This is a genomic window from Xanthomonas sp. NCPPB 3959, assembly GCF_056675575.1.
In genome coordinates, this window is sequence record NZ_JBWWVR010000006.1 from 79,648 (window position 1) to 93,501 (window position 13,854).

The 13,854-nt window shown below is 67.2% G+C and carries 10 protein-coding genes; 6 read left to right on the forward strand and 4 right to left on the reverse strand.

The features are described 5' to 3' along the window. The first annotated feature begins 25 nt into the window (after window positions 1–25). Window positions 26–763 (forward strand): 3-oxoacyl-ACP reductase FabG, encoded by a 738-nt coding sequence (gene fabG / locus AC1KVG_RS08900; protein WP_481094164.1) that lies wholly within the window; start codon window positions 26–28, stop codon window positions 761–763. Between the two features lie 827 nt (window positions 764–1,590). On the opposite strand, the gene AC1KVG_RS08905 is transcribed toward fabG, so the two are convergent. Genes AC1KVG_RS08905 through AC1KVG_RS08920 form a run of 4 tightly spaced genes read right to left on the reverse strand, consistent with a single transcriptional unit; the run spans window position 1,591 to window position 5,997 of the window. Next, on the reverse strand, window positions 1,591–3,213 hold the full coding sequence (locus tag AC1KVG_RS08905) for an NAD(P)/FAD-dependent oxidoreductase (protein WP_481094165.1): 1,623 nt from the start codon (window positions 3,211–3,213) through the stop codon (window positions 1,591–1,593). After that, window positions 3,210–4,031 (reverse strand): glycosyltransferase family 2 protein, encoded by an 822-nt coding sequence (locus AC1KVG_RS08910; RefSeq protein WP_481094166.1) that lies wholly within the window; start codon window positions 4,029–4,031, stop codon window positions 3,210–3,212. The genes AC1KVG_RS08905 and AC1KVG_RS08910 overlap by 4 nt, the downstream gene beginning before the upstream one ends. After that, on the reverse strand, window positions 4,028–4,801 hold the full coding sequence (locus AC1KVG_RS08915; RefSeq protein ID WP_481094167.1) for a beta-ketoacyl synthase chain length factor: 774 nt from the start codon (window positions 4,799–4,801) through the stop codon (window positions 4,028–4,030). Before AC1KVG_RS08915 ends, AC1KVG_RS08910 begins: the two co-directional genes overlap by 4 nt. After that, complete coding sequence (locus AC1KVG_RS08920) at window positions 4,801–5,997, reverse strand: beta-ketoacyl-[acyl-carrier-protein] synthase family protein (RefSeq protein ID WP_481094168.1); 1,197 nt, start codon at window positions 5,995–5,997, stop codon at window positions 4,801–4,803. The genes AC1KVG_RS08915 and AC1KVG_RS08920 overlap by 1 nt, the downstream gene beginning before the upstream one ends. A 218-nt stretch (window positions 5,998–6,215) precedes the next feature. Between AC1KVG_RS08920 and AC1KVG_RS08925 the strand changes: the two genes are divergently transcribed. From AC1KVG_RS08925 to zwf, 5 genes are all read left to right on the forward strand, one after another. Next, complete coding sequence (locus AC1KVG_RS08925) at window positions 6,216–6,476, forward strand: YcgL domain-containing protein (protein WP_115040239.1); 261 nt, start codon at window positions 6,216–6,218, stop codon at window positions 6,474–6,476. Further along, the gene (locus AC1KVG_RS08930) at window positions 6,469–9,789 is read left to right on the forward strand and encodes an ankyrin repeat domain-containing protein (protein WP_481094169.1); all 3,321 of its coding nucleotides are present in this window, start codon (window positions 6,469–6,471) and stop codon (window positions 9,787–9,789) included. The genes AC1KVG_RS08925 and AC1KVG_RS08930 overlap by 8 nt, the downstream gene beginning before the upstream one ends. Window positions 9,790–9,815: 26 nt before the next feature. After that, window positions 9,816–10,145 carry a low molecular weight protein tyrosine phosphatase family protein gene (locus AC1KVG_RS08935; protein WP_205394971.1) on the forward strand — a complete coding sequence of 110 codons (330 nt, stop codon included), beginning with the start codon at window positions 9,816–9,818 and terminating at the stop codon, window positions 10,143–10,145. A 63-nt stretch (window positions 10,146–10,208) separates the two neighbouring features. After that, the gene (locus tag AC1KVG_RS08940) at window positions 10,209–12,008 is read left to right on the forward strand and encodes a glycoside hydrolase family 15 protein (protein ID WP_481094170.1); all 1,800 of its coding nucleotides are present in this window, start codon (window positions 10,209–10,211) and stop codon (window positions 12,006–12,008) included. Continuing rightward, window positions 12,005–13,831 (forward strand): glucose-6-phosphate dehydrogenase, encoded by a 1,827-nt coding sequence (gene zwf, locus AC1KVG_RS08945; RefSeq protein WP_481094171.1) that lies wholly within the window; start codon window positions 12,005–12,007, stop codon window positions 13,829–13,831. The genes AC1KVG_RS08940 and zwf overlap by 4 nt, the downstream gene beginning before the upstream one ends. The last annotated feature ends 23 nt before the right edge of the window (window positions 13,832–13,854 follow it).

Below are 13,854 nucleotides of genomic sequence, written 5' to 3' on the forward strand. Positions count from 1 at the left end.
TTCTGCGGCTTCCATTGAGGCTTCCATGAGCACATCCGTTCCTCAGCGCCGCGCGCTCGTCACCGGCGGCAGCGGCGATCTTGGCGGTGCGATCTGCCGTCAGCTGGCTGCACAAGGTCGGCACGTGATCGTGCACGCCAATCGCAATATCGCCCGCGCCGATGAAGTGGTTGCAGCGATCGTGGCCGACGGCGGCAGTGCAGAGGCGGTGACGTTCGATGTAGCCGATGCGCAGGCCAGTGCTGCGGCGCTGGCAAGCCTGCTGGAGGTCGGCCCGATCCAGATCGTGGTCAATAACGCCGGCATCCACGACGATGCGCCGATGGCCGGCATGAGCGCCGAGCAATGGCACCGGGTCATCGATGTCTCGTTGCACGGGTTCTTCAACGTCACCCAGCCCTTGCTGCTGCCGATGGCGCGCACGCGCTGGGGCCGTATCGTCAGTGTGTCATCGGTTGCGGCGGTGCTGGGCAATCGCGGGCAGACCAACTACGCCGCTGCCAAGGCCGCGCTGCACGGCGCCAGCAAATCGCTGTCGCGCGAAATGGCCAGCCGCGGCATTGCAGTCAACGTGGTCGCGCCGGGTGTGATCGAAAGCGAGATGGTCGGCGAGAGTTTCGCGCCGGAGGTGATCAAGCAACTGGTGCCGGCAGGGCGCGTCGGCAAGCCCGACGAAGTCGCAGCATTGGTCGCATTCCTGTGTTCGGAAGCGGCCGGTTACATCAACGGCCAGGTCATCGGCATCAATGGCGGGATGGGCTGAGAGCGGCTACAAAACGACTGCGCTCGCCGCCCAGCGGGCGCGGCCTGCCTTGTAGTTCCCGTCAGCACTCGACCAAGTTGGCAGGTGCGATGCCCTTACCGCCTGCGGGACCGTGTGGCGGCATGGATGCCGCCACCGAGCCTCCAGGGATGGATTCACGGCGTGTCCCGCAGGCGGTGAGGGCATCGCGCCCTCGACCCGCTCGGCTTGGAACATCCAGATTGCGCTGAAGTTCAATATCTCGTTCGCCTTGAGAGGTAATTGAACGGTGCGGATACGTCAGGTGTAAAGCGGCTGATCTGCGGCCTGGTTGCAGGGCCCTTGCCCGCCCACCCTCGCGGGACACGCCGCAAGTACGTCCATGTAGGCTCTTACGCGGCATCCATGCCGCGTAAGGTCCCGCGACGGTGGGCGGGCAAGGACCAGTCGAGTTGATCGGTGTGCGGAGTTTTCAACAAGCATCCCGCAAACTGGCTGGCCCCGTGTCCTGTGCTCAATAAAGCAATCAGCAAACTGTCTGGTGCGGTGAGGGCATCGCGCCCTCGACTTCTTCGAGTTTGCTGCAGGGCCCTTGCCCACCCACCGTCGCGGGACACGCCGCAAGTACGTCCATGTAGGCTCTTACGCGGCATCCATGCCGCGTAAGGTCCCGCGACGGTGGGCGGGCAAGGACCCGTCGAGATGGTCGGTGTGCAAGGTTGCGAGCAGTGCATGCCGTGCAGCCATCCACTGAGGTGCGGTCTGATCGGCTCCTTCGCGTGCACCACGCGAAGGTCAAGAACGCGCGTATCAAGCAAAACGGCCGTTGCCGGCGCGTTCGAGCAGGCTCACGCTGCGTCGGCGTACCAGGCGGCGGTGAGGATCGGCTCGCCGATGGCGTTGGTGGTCAATGCATCCAGGCCGTGATCCGGCAGTGTGGGATGGCGTTGACGCGCCTGCAGCAGAATCTCGCGCGCCAGTACCGCCATGCGCCCGATGTTGCTGTGGATGCGTGCGGCGAAGGCGTCGTCGTCCAGCGTGTCGTGCAAGGCGCCATTGAGTTCGTTGAACCAACCGATCAGATACTGATCCAGCAGTCGTCCATCGCCGGTGGCCACACCTTGTTCGCTGTTGTGCTGACCCCAGTCGTGCAGCACGCGTTGCATCGCCAGATTGATGTCGCGCGCGTACAGGAAGTCGGTCTTCATGCGTGCGAGCAAGCTCAGATGCGCGATGCGTCCGCTGCAGAACAACGGCGCCAGCAGCGACCAGTAATAGGTGTAATCCCAGATCACCTTGACCGGCATCACCTGCGCATCGCCGAACAACGCGTACTGATCCTGATACAGGGTCAAGGTGTTTTCGTAGAACGAGAAATACAGTTGCTGATACAGCTCCGCGTACGGGCTGAGCGCCTTGCCGGCGCGATCGCGGCCGATCAGTTCGCAGATGTAGGTATTGGAGATCGCAATGAAGTCGCTACCGGGCGAATAGAACGGGTCCAGGAACAAGCCTGCTTCGCCGGTCAGTGCCCAGCGCTGCGGCGAGAACACCTGCTTGCAGCCATACGAGAAGTTGCGCAGGAACAGGAAGTCCTGCAGCCGGTAGTCGGCCTTGTCGAGCGTGGCGGCGACCTGCGGCTGATGCGTGCGCAGCCAGGTCATCGCCTTCTCGTGGGTGTTCATGGTCTCCAGCGGGTGCATGGCCGCATCACAGACGATGCCCAGCGAATGCGCACCGGAGGAGAGCGGAATCAGCCAGAACCAGTAGCCCGGCCCGCACATGTGATTGGTCGAGCGCCAGCGGTCCGGCGGCGTGCAGCGCTGCAGCCAGCTGCTGTCCTGCGACCAGCCATTGGGATCAATCAGGCCTTCCACGCGCCACCACACCGCATTGGCGTCGTGCGCGTTGTCCTGCGCCAGGCCGAGCTTGCGCTTGAGCAGGCCGGCGCGGCCGCTGGCATCCACCACCCAGCGTGCGTTCAGTGTGCCGGGCTCGCCGGCGCGCTCGTAGCGCACGGCGTGGTCGCTGTCGTCATCTGCCAGATCCACGCCCTTGACGCTGCAACTGTCGACAAAGGTGATGCCCTGCGCGCGTGCGCGCTCGCCGAGGAAATTTTCGAAGCGGCCGCGATCGATCTGCCACGACGGCGTTGGCAGGATCTGGCTGACGCCCAGCTCGGTGCAGCGGTCGATGTCCTGGCGCTTGTCGGAAAAGAAAAAGCGGAAGCCGAACTTGCGGATCTGCTCGGTCTCCAGATGCTCGCGCAGGCCCAGCACGTCGGCGAAATAATGCGCGCCGATTTCCACCGTGGATTCGCCGACCTTGAACGCGGCTTCGCGCACGGGGTGGGCGCGCCGTTCCAGCACGGTGATCGCCAGCGCGGGATCGCGTTGGCGCAACTGCAGCGCCAGACTCAGGCCGGCCAGGCCACCACCGGTGATCACGACATCTGCGCGCTGTGCATTCATGGGGAGTGCTTGCTCTTGGTGACCGATGGAACAGTAGCAAACTCGCCGTCAGCGTCGTCGATCAGCACCGGGTTGGCGCGCACGCGGCGGTATTCGCGCCAGATATGTCCGTAGTTCCAGGCCTGGGCGACCACATGCGAGGTGATTTCCCAAAGGTCGCGCACCAGACGGAAGTGGCTCTTGCGAAACGTGCCTGGCGAGGTGCCGGCGTAGCGGGTTTCGATCGGCACCGCGACCACGCGCGCACCGGCCTGGCGTGCGGCGGAAATCAGCAATTGCGCTTCGAACACGAAGCCTTCGCCGGGCACGTTGGGCAGGGTGAACACCGAGGCTGGGTAAAGACGTTGGCCGCTCTGGCTATCGACCAGCTGGAAGCCGCAGGCCCAGGCGATGCCCCAGTCGCCGAAGTCGTTGCCGATGCGGCGGATGGTGGGCTGGGTGGCGCGCTTGCGCATGCGTGCGCCGACGATCACGCAACCGGGATGGCGGTTGGCCGCGGCCAACAGACGTGGGAAATCTGCCGCCTTGTGCTGCCCATCGCCGTCCATGGTCATCACCGCGCGCATGCCCAGGCGCTGGGCTTGCGCAAAACCGCTACGCAACGCGGCGCCCTTGCCCATGCGCTGCGGATGCCGGATCAAGGTGATCGGCAGGTCGGCGATGCAATCGGCGGTGCCATCGTCGGAGCCGTCATCGATCACGATCACGTTGGAGCAATAGGTGAGCGCATCGTTGACCACTTCGCGGATGCGCAGCGATTCGTTCAAGGCCGGCACCAGGATCGCGGTGTCTTCGCGGCTCAATGGCTGCCGGCTCATCGCTGGATCTCCACGCGCAGCACACGGCCCGGGCCGGCGTACAGCGCCACGCTGTCGCCGTCAGCGGCCAGCAGGTCGAACAGCGGCAGCATCGGCGCCATCGCGTTGTTGGCGACATGCCGCGACAGCGGACCCTCGCCCGCGGAAGGCGTGCCGTCGTCCAGCCGCGCCCGCAGCTGCAGCTTGCCGGCCTGGCCGGGCGCGCCCAGCACCAATGCACCGCCAAGCAGACCCTGGCTGGGTGCGACCCGGCCCAGCGGCCCGACCGAGCGGGCGTCGTAGCCGGCCAGCAGCACCGCGTCCATGCCGGCGGCGCGCTGTACCAGCGCTTCCAGCAGGCCCTGCGCGAAGCTGGCCCGGCTGGCGCTGATCGCCGTGGTCGGAGTCATCGCCCCGGCGCCGATGGTCCAGTAGCCGGCCGCGGCGTTGTGCACCGAGTTGTGGAACTTGGTCGGCGAGATCGCCGATGGGTCGCTGGCCAGGGTGGTGCACATGTAATCGGAGATGGCCAGATCGCCGTACGTGGAGGTGAAGATCGACGGCAGGCTGGCTGGATCGCGGCCGGCGGCGGTGCAGGCGGCCAGTGCGGCTTCCAGCGAGACCGCCACCGTGTCCGGTGCGCGGCGGCGCTCGTTGGCGGCCAGCAACTGCGGCGCCGGGCGTGCCGTGGTCTCCTGCAGCGCGCCGCCGTGCACAAGGGCAATGGCGGCCTCCCAGGTGGGCAGCCCCTGGGTCCAGAAACCGATGCCTTCGATGGTGGCAGCCAGCATCAGCGGGCCCGCCCGAACAGCAGGGAGCAGTTGTTGCCGCCAAAACCGAAGGAGTTGTTCATGGCGTAATCGATCTTGGAATGGGCGTTGTCGAAACGGATCTGCGGGCCGCAGGCGGGGTCGGGCACGGCGCTGTTGAGCGTGCCCGGCAGTACGCCATCGCGCAGCGCCAGCAGCGCGATCACCGATTCGACGATGCCGGCCGCGCCCAGGGTGTGGCCGGTCCAGGCCTTGGTCGAGCTGGCGTGCAGGGTGGCGGGGAAGATCGCCGCCACCGCGGCCGCTTCCACGCTGTCGTTGGCCGGCGTGGCGGTACCGTGCAGATTCAGATAGCCCACCGCTGCCGGTTCCAGGCTGGCGCGTTCGAGCGCGCCGCGCATCGCCAGCTGCGCGCCCAGGCCCTGCGGATGCGGGGCGGACATATGATGCGCGTCGCTGGATTCGCCATAGCCGTACAGCCACAACGCCGCGTCCGGTGCGGCGGCGGGGCGTTCGAGCATGGCAAAGCCGCCGGCCTCGCCCAGGCTCAGGCCGACCCGGCGCGCATCGAACGGTTGGCACAGCTCCGGCGCCACCACCTGCAGCGAGTTGAAGCCGAACAGCACGCTGCCGCACAAGGTGTCCACACCGCCGACCAAGGCTGCGTCGACCACTCCGGCGTCGATCAGGCGCGCGGCCTGGGCGAACACCTTGGCGCTGGACGAGCACGCCGTGGCCACGGTCATGCAGGGGCCGCGCAGGCCGGTGGCGTGCTGCACGAAGTCGCCCAGCGAATGCGGGGTGTGCACGATCGGGCGATCCAGATCGTCGGGAAAGCGCGCACCGTCGGCATCTTCGACCAGACGCGTATAGGCCTCTTCGCTGGCACCGATGCTGGAGGTGGAGGTGCCGATGATCACCGCCACGCGTTCGGCGCCGTAGCGCTGCGCGGCCGCCTGCACGGCAGCGGCCATGCCGTCCTGCTGCAGGGCCAGCCAGGCCAGGCGATTGTTGCGGCAGTCCCAGCCTTGCAGGGATTCGGGCAGTACCACGGCTTCCACGCCGTCGACGCGGCCGATCCAGCACGGCAGCGGTTGCGGGCCGAAATCGTTGCGGCGCATACCGCTGCGGCGGGCTGTCAGGGCGGCGGCCTGGGCGTGGAGCCCGGCGCCGAGCGCGGTGGTGGAAGTGAAAGCGGTGACGGCGACCGGGGCCATCTGGGACGAATGCTGCGCGTGGCTCACGGTGGTCTGGCTGGCAAAAAGTGTGCTCAGTATATCGATGGTGTGTCCGCGGCCCGTCGATGGCGCAACTGAACGTGCCGGTCATGTCGCTGACGCTGCTGGGATTTTTCGCAACGGCCGCGCTTTCGCCATGGGCGCAATTGGGACACAATCCTGCGACACACTTCTAAAACGAGCGCGACCACGCGCGCATGCACGCCTACGTCTATAAAAGCCAACGCAAGCAGGACACCTTCGTCTATCTCGCCATGCGTGACGACTTCTCCGGTCTTCCCGCCGCCGTGCACGCGCAACTGGCGCCGTTCGCGTTCGTGCTGGAGGTGGCGTTGACGCCGCAGCGCCGCCTGGCGCAAGCCGACGTGACCACGGTGCGCGAAGCGCTCAGCAAGCACGGCTTCTACCTGCAACTGCCCAAGACGGTGGTGCTGGCGGGCGAGTGCGACTATGACTGAGGCCACGCGTGCCGCGCGATGGCGCGCCGCAGCGCTGGCCGGCGCGGCCGGTGTGGTGTTGTCGTTGCTGGGCGGCGTTGGCGGCAGCGTTGCGGCGGTGACGCTGTGGCTGGCGCAGCCGGCCTTCGCGCTGGCGGTGTCGTGGGCACGTGGCACGCGCGCATTGCCGAGCCAGCCGCGTGCGATCGCGCAGGCGCTGCCGCCGTTGCTGGCGATCTGGGGCGTCGGTCTATTGGCTCTGGCGGCCTTGATCACCTGGCCGCTGACTGCGTTGCGCGACAGCGGCAGCCTGGCCGCTGCGTTGGCGCTGAGCGTTGCGGTCAGCGCCGCGCTGCTCGGGCTATGGCGCACCTGGCCGCTGTGGGGCGAGGTCGAGCGCGATGGCGGCGCCCTGGCGCCGCGGTGGCACGCGCTGGCCACGCAGGAATTGCATGCCTGGCGTGGCCTGCTGGCCGCCGCATTGGTGCTGGCGATGTGCACGCTGGCCGTGGCGGTGGCCTGGCCGGGCTGGTTGTCGAACAGCTTGCGCTGGAGTCTGGCGATCGCCGCCAGCGTGCTGTTGCCGGCGGCCCATCTGCTGCTGCAACGCACCGCCGCGCCGGCACGCAGCGACACCCCGGTGGCCCGGCAGGCCGCCGATTTCTTCTCCGAAGCCGCGGCCGAACCGCGCCCGTTGGAGCCGGTGGCCCAGCATCAGCTGGTGCCCGAACTATTTGAAGCCGCGCGCAGTGGACGCGTGGACCGCGCGCTGCAATTGCTGGAAGCCGGCGCCGACCCGCAGGCGATGCCGCTGCCGGAATGGCGCGATCAACGTAGCCTGCCTGCGCTGGCTGCGGTATTGCCGGATCTGCGCCTGCTGCGCGAGCTGATCGTGCGCCGCGTCGATGTCAACCAACCGCATCGCGGCATGACCCCGCTGCTGGCCGCCACGCGCGACAGCTGGCATGGCCGCCCCGACGCGGTGATGACGTTGCTGGCCAACGGCGCCGACCCGCGTTCCACCGACAACGACGGCAACACGCCGCTGCATCACGCCGTGCGCAGTTCCGACCCGGGCGTGGCCGCGCTGTTGCGCGATGCCGCCGCCGAGCTCGACGCGCTCAACAACGAAGGTCATTCGCCGCTGGCGATGGCCTGCCAGGTCGGCAACTGGCGGCTGGCCAAGTTTCTGCTGGAACGCGGCGCGCTTTCCGAACCGGAAGGCGGCGCGCCGGTGCTGCTGGCCGCCGCCGGCACCGAGGAAGACGACCCGGCCGGCGTGCAGTTGCTGCTCAAGCACAAGGCGCGCGTGGATGCGCGCGACCGCCAGCGCCGCAGCGCCTTGCACGAAGCCGCGTTGGCCGGCCACGGCGACATCGTCGAGGCGCTGTTGTCGGCCGGTGCCAATCTGGAAGCGCGCGATCTGCTCGGCCGCACGCCGTGGCTGGACGCAGCGCGGCAGGCACGCAGCGGCGTGCTGGAACGGCTGGTCGCACGCAAGGCCGATGTGCTGGCCATCGATGGCGACGGCCGCAATGCGGTGATGCTGGCCTGCGCCGCCGACCGCGTGTCGCCAGCCTTGATCCGGCGCCTGCTCGATCTGCAGGTGCCGGCCGACAGCGCCGATGCGCACGGCCGCCGCGCAGTGGATGTCGCCGCCGAAGCCGGGCGCTGGGCGATCGTGCAATTGCTCGATCCTGCGTATCCGCTGCCGGCCGCAGTCAGCGATGGACACGGCGATACCCCCGGCGTTGCGGTGCTGCCCGATCGCCCGCCCTTGGTGCTGTTGCGCGAAGGCCTGCAGTTCGGTCAACGCGACGGCCTGGACGCATTGGCCAGGCTGTGCGGCCCGGAAGAACTCGGCGGCCTGTTGCACGATGCGCATCTGGCCTTGAACGCCGAGGCCGTGGACTGGCTGCTCCGCCACGGCGCCGACGCCGACGTACGTGGTGCCTGCGGCGATGTACCGATGTTTGCGCTGCTCTCGCGCGGCGTGGAGGCAGTGCCGGCATTGCAGGCGCTGCTGCGGCATGGCGTCTCGCCGGCCGGCGCCGGCGGCCTGACCCGCCTGCTCAGCGCCTGCGTGCAGCACGATGCGGCATCGCGCGGGCTGGAGCAGTTCGCGCTGGAATTGCTCGAACGCGGCGCCGACCCGTTCGCCCCGTCGGCGGCCGGCGATCCGCCGTTGTCGCTGGCGGTGCGGCTGGGCTGGCTGCGCCTGCAGCAGTGGTTGCTGGAACACGGCGTGGACCGCGAGGCACGCGACAGCCACGGCATGACTGCGCTGCATCTGGCCACCGCGCTGGGCCGCGAAGCCTCGCTGAAATTGCTGGTCAAACAAGGCGCCTCGCCGGAAGCGCGCGCGGCCGACGGGCAGACCCCACTGGGCGTGGCGCTGTCGATCGGCCGCCGCGATCTGGCCGATTGGCTGGACTGGCGCATCTGGTCGCTGCCGCACCGCACGTTACGCGAAGCCGACGTGCCGGCTGCGGCCATGACCGGCGACACCGATGCGGTGCGGCGCCTGATCGATCTCGGCCTGCCGGTCGATGCGATCGACGCGCAAGGCTGCACTGCGCTGTTGCGCGCCGCCGGTGGCGGCCATCTCGGCGTGGTGGCGCATCTGCTCGGGCGCGGCGCCGATCCGCAACGCGCGGCCAATAGCGGCGCCACGCCGTTGTCGGCGGCGGTAAGCATGCGTCAGACCGAGATCGTGGCCGCGTTGCTGCAGGCCGGCGCGCAGATCGAGCATCGCCTGCCCGGCGGCGTCACCGTGCTGATGCTGGCCTGTGCGCTGGGCCTGCCGGATATCGTGGCGCGCCTGCTCACCGCGGCGGCCGATGTGCACGCCAACGACGACCAAGGCCTGGCGCCGCTGCATTGCGCCGCGCTGTATGGCTTCACCGCGCGCGACAAGAGCCGCCTGCTGGCCTTGCTGGATACCCTGCTGCTGGCCGGCGCGGATCCCGAGTATCTGGCCGGTGGCCGGGTCAGCCCTTTGCTGCTGTTGCTGGGCGCGCGCGCCGAACCGGGTACCGCCTGCGACGAACAAGTGGTACTGGCCGGCGTCGAACGCCTGCTCGACGAAGACGTCTCGCTGGATGTGGCCGATCAACGCGGCTTCGGCCCGCTGCATCTGGCTGCGTTGCACGGTTTGCCATTGCTGGTGCAGCGCCTGTTGCGTGCCGGCGCCGATGGCGACCGCCGCGACGCGCTCAACCGCACCCCGCGCGAGATCGCGATCATGCGCGGCTTCATCGATGTGGCCGGGCAGTTCGAGCCCGCCTTGCCGGGTGTGTCCTCGATGGCGCGCTTCCTGCGCGAAGGCCGCTGAGCCAGCGCGGCGGCGCACCGTTGCAGGTGCTGTTCGTGTGCAGCCGCAACCGCCTGCGCAGCCCCACCGCCGAACGCGTGTTCGCCGACTGGCCGGGTGTGCAAACGCAATCGGCCGGGCTGGCCGCAGATGCGGACGTGCAGGTCACACCGGAGCTGTTGCATGAAGCGCAGCTGGTGCTGGTGATGGAACGCCGGCACCTGCAGCTGTTGCGCAAACGTTTCGCCGCGCAGTTGCGCCATTGCCGGGTGATCTGCCTGCACATTCCCGACGACTACGCCTATATGGATCCGGCACTGATCCGCCGGCTGGAACACACGGTGCCACCGTTGCTGCGTCTGCCGGCGCAGTCGTAACCCGATCCCGACACTGCACGTGCAAGACTGGGCGTTCCCTCGCACGAAGGAAGCGCCTCTACGATGAGCGTGCGTATCGAAGACCACGCCATGCTGGGCAATTGCCACAGCGCGGCCCTGGTCGACCACTGCGGCACCATCGACTGGCTGTGTCTGCCACGTTTCGATTCCGATGCGTTTTTTGCATCCCTGCTGGGCGATGAGCAACACGGGCAATGGGCGTTATCGCCGGTCGCCGCATTTCGCAGCGAACGCGCCTACGAAGACGACAGTCTGGTGCTGTGCACGCGCATGCGTACCGACACCGGCACGGTGGAACTGGTCGACTTCATGGTCGCCAGCGATGAGAGCGACAGTCACCAGCATCTGGTGCGGATCGTGCGTTGCGTGCAGGGCGACGTGCCGATGCACATGCGGCTGACGTTTCGCTTCAACTATGGCCGTACGGTGCCGTGGGTTACCGGTATCGAGGGTGGCATTCGCGCCATCGCCGGTCCCGACCAACTCGCGTTGCGCTCGCCGCAGCAGCTGCACGGCGAGGACCTGGGCACCGAGGCCGACTTCACGCTGCGTGCGGGCGAAAGCACCTGGTTTCTGCTCAGTCATGGGTTATCGCATCAGCCCACGCCGGCGGCGATCGATCCGGAACAGGCGCTGCAACGGACCACCGCGTTCTGGCATGGCTGGGCACGTCGCTGTACCGATGTCGGTCCGTGGACCGAGCAGGTGCGGCGTTCGCTGGTGGTATTGAAGGGGCTGAGTTACCTGCCCACCGGCGGCATTGTCGCCGCGCCCACCGCCTCGCTGCCCGAGCATCTGGGCGGCACCCGTAACTGGGATTATCGCTACTGCTGGCTGCGCGATTCGGTGTTCACGCTGATTGCGTTGTTGCAGGCCGGGTATCGCGATGAAGCCGCAGCGTTTCGCGATTGGGTGCAACGCACCATCGCCGGTTCGCCGGACCAACTGCAGGCGTTGTACGGCATCGCCGGCGAACGCCGGCTGCAGGAATGGGAAGCGGATTGGTTGCCCGGCTACGAAAACTCCGGCCCGGTACGCATCGGCAACGGTGCAGTGGATCAGTTCCAGCTCGATGTGTATGGCGAGTTGATCGGCGCCTTTCATTACGCGCGCGAGAAGGGCGTGGCGCCGCCATCCGACGACGATGGCTCGTCGGCATCGCTGCTGGAAAAGATCCTGGATACGCTCGAAGACCTGTGGCGCCTGCCCGATGAAGGCATCTGGGAGATTCGCGACGAGCGCCGTCATTTCGTGCATTCCAAAGTGATGGCCTGGCTGGCGTTCGATTGCGGCGCGCGCGATGGCATCACCAATGCCGATGCAGAAAAACGCGCACATTGGGGCCGGCTTGCCGAGGAAATCCGCGCCGAAGTGCTGGAAAACGGCGTGCATCCGGATGGCCACTTCGTGCAGAGCTATGGCTCCGACCGCCTGGACGCCTCGCTGCTGCTGATTCCGATCGTGGGATTTTTGCCGCCGGAGGATCCGCGCATCGCCGCCACCGCCGATGCCATCGCACGCGATCTGACCATCGATGGATTGGTCGAACGCTATCGCGCCGACGACAGCGCCGATGGCCTTCCGGCCGGCGAGGGCACCTTTCTTGCCTGCAGCTTCTGGCTGGTGGAAAACTACGCCTTGCTCGGGCGCACCGAGCAGGCGCGCGTATTGCTCGAGCGCCTGCTCGGATTGTGCAACGACGTGGGCCTGCTCGCCGAAGAGTACGACCCGCGCAGCAAGCGCATGCTTGGCAACTTCCCGCAAGGGTATTCCCACGTGGCCCTGGTCAATGCGGCATTGCGCCTGCACGGACGCATGGGCGAAAAGGAAACACGTCCATGAATGAGCAAGAGACCACCCCGCCGTGCATCATCGTGGTGCTGGGCGCACGCGGCGATCTAACCAAGCGCCTGGTGATGCCGGCGCTGTACAACCTGCGCCGGGCCGGTGCGTTGGGCGAGCAGTTCGCCATCGTCGGCATGGACCACGGCGATATCAGCGAGCGTTCGTGGCGCACGATGATGGGTCAGTCGATGACCGAGCTGCTCAGCAGTCGCGATGCCGAATTCCAGACCGACGAGTTCGACACCGACACCTGGGAGTGGCTGCGCGAGCGCATGCATTATCTGCGCGGCGATTTTACTGATTTAGGTGCCTATCAAACGCTGGATGGCGTGCTGGAGAAACTGCACAAGCGCTACGGCACCCAGGGCAATGTGCTGTTCTATCTGGCCACCGCCGCACGTTTCTTCGAACCGGTACTGCTCAACCTGGGCGAAGCCGGGCTGGTCAAACAGCGCGAGGGGCAGGGCTGGCGGCGGGTGATCGTGGAAAAACCGTTCGGCCACGATCTGCCCAGCGCCGTCGCGCTCAACGCCACCGTCGCCCGCGTCTTGCACGAGGATCAGGTGTTCCGCATCGACCATTTCCTCGGCAAGGAAACCGTGCAGAACATTCTGGCGTTCCGTTTTGCCAATGGCTTGTTCGAGCCGGTGTGGAATCGCGACCGCATCGATCATGTGCAGATCACCGCCGCCGAAACCATCGGTGTGGAAGGCCGTGGACGTTTCTACGATCCCACCGGCTGTTTGCGCGACATGGTCCCGAACCATCTGTTCCAGTTGCTGGCGATGATTGCGATGGAACCGCCGGCCGCCTTCACCACCGAAGCGATGCATCGTCGCCGCGCGGAAGTGATCGAAGCAGTACGCCCGATCAAACCCGAAGACGTGGTACGCGGCCAATATGCCTCCGGCGCGGTGAGCCGCAGCGCGGTGCCGGGCTATCGCGAAGAAGACACCGTGCCGGAGGATTCGGAAACCGAAACCTATGTGGCGATGAAACTGCAGGTCGACACCTGGCGCTGGGCCGGCGTGCCGTTCTACCTGCGCACCGGCAAGCGGCTGCGCGAGCGCACCACCGAGATCGCGATCCGCTTCAAGCCTGCGCCGCTGGCACCGTTCCGCAGCACCGAAGTGGGCGGTTATGGCCCCGACTGGCTGGTGCTGCACATTCAACCTGATGAGGGCATCTCGCTGCAGTTCGACGTCAAGCGCCCGGGCGCGCAGGTCGCGCTGGCACCGGTGCGCATGGACTTCCGCTACCGCGACTGGTTTCCCAAGGAATACACGGTGGGCTACGAGCGCCTGCTGCAGGACTGCATGAAGGGCGAGGCCGGCCTGTTCCAGGATGCGGCCATGGTGGAAGCCGCCTGGCGTATCGTGCAGCCGATCCTGGATGCCTGGAAACAACCGCCAAGCGACTTCCCCAATTACGCCGCAGGCAGCGCTGGCCCGTCGGCCGCCGATGCCTTGCTGGCGATGAATGGCGGGCACGCCTGGCGCGCGCTCACTCCGGGGCGCAAGCCACCGCCGCGCCGCGCACCGGAAGCACGCAGCAGCGCTGCAACGCCGGTCAAGAAAGCCACCAAAAAGATCGCGAAGAAAGCGAGCAAGGCGACACCCAAACGTGCCGCCGCACCTGCTGCAAAATCCGCTCAAGGCGCAGCCGGTTCGCCCGGCAAGGTGGCAAAGACATCCGTCACCAAGCGCGCGACGAAGAAGGTCGCAAAAGCCGCAGCGAAGACCGTGAGCAAAGCTGCGGCTGGCAAAAGCACAGCGAAGAAGTCGGCCAGCAAGACCGCAGGTCGCACACCGCGCAGCTGAGTGATGCGATCGACATGCAGCCG

Excerpts from the sequence above, each read along its gene's own strand:
- fabG (WP_481094164.1), top strand. The coding sequence starts at position 26 with ATGAGCACATCCGTTCCTCAGCGCCGCGCGCTCGTCACCGGCGGCAGC.
- AC1KVG_RS08940 (WP_481094170.1), top strand. The coding sequence starts at position 10,209 with ATGAGCGTGCGTATCGAAGACCACGCCATGCTGGGCAATTGCCACAGC.
- AC1KVG_RS08925 (WP_115040239.1), top strand. The coding sequence starts at position 6,216 with ATGCACGCCTACGTCTATAAAAGCCAACGCAAGCAGGACACCTTCGTC.
- AC1KVG_RS08930 (WP_481094169.1), top strand. The coding sequence starts at position 6,469 with ATGACTGAGGCCACGCGTGCCGCGCGATGGCGCGCCGCAGCGCTGGCC.
- AC1KVG_RS08915 (WP_481094167.1), bottom strand. The coding sequence starts at position 4,801 with ATGCTGGCTGCCACCATCGAAGGCATCGGTTTCTGGACCCAGGGGCTG.
- AC1KVG_RS08905 (WP_481094165.1), bottom strand. The coding sequence starts at position 3,213 with ATGAATGCACAGCGCGCAGATGTCGTGATCACCGGTGGTGGCCTGGCC.
- zwf (WP_481094171.1), top strand. The coding sequence starts at position 12,005 with ATGAATGAGCAAGAGACCACCCCGCCGTGCATCATCGTGGTGCTGGGC.
- AC1KVG_RS08920 (WP_481094168.1), bottom strand. The coding sequence starts at position 5,997 with ATGGCCCCGGTCGCCGTCACCGCTTTCACTTCCACCACCGCGCTCGGC.
- AC1KVG_RS08910 (WP_481094166.1), bottom strand. The coding sequence starts at position 4,031 with ATGAGCCGGCAGCCATTGAGCCGCGAAGACACCGCGATCCTGGTGCCG.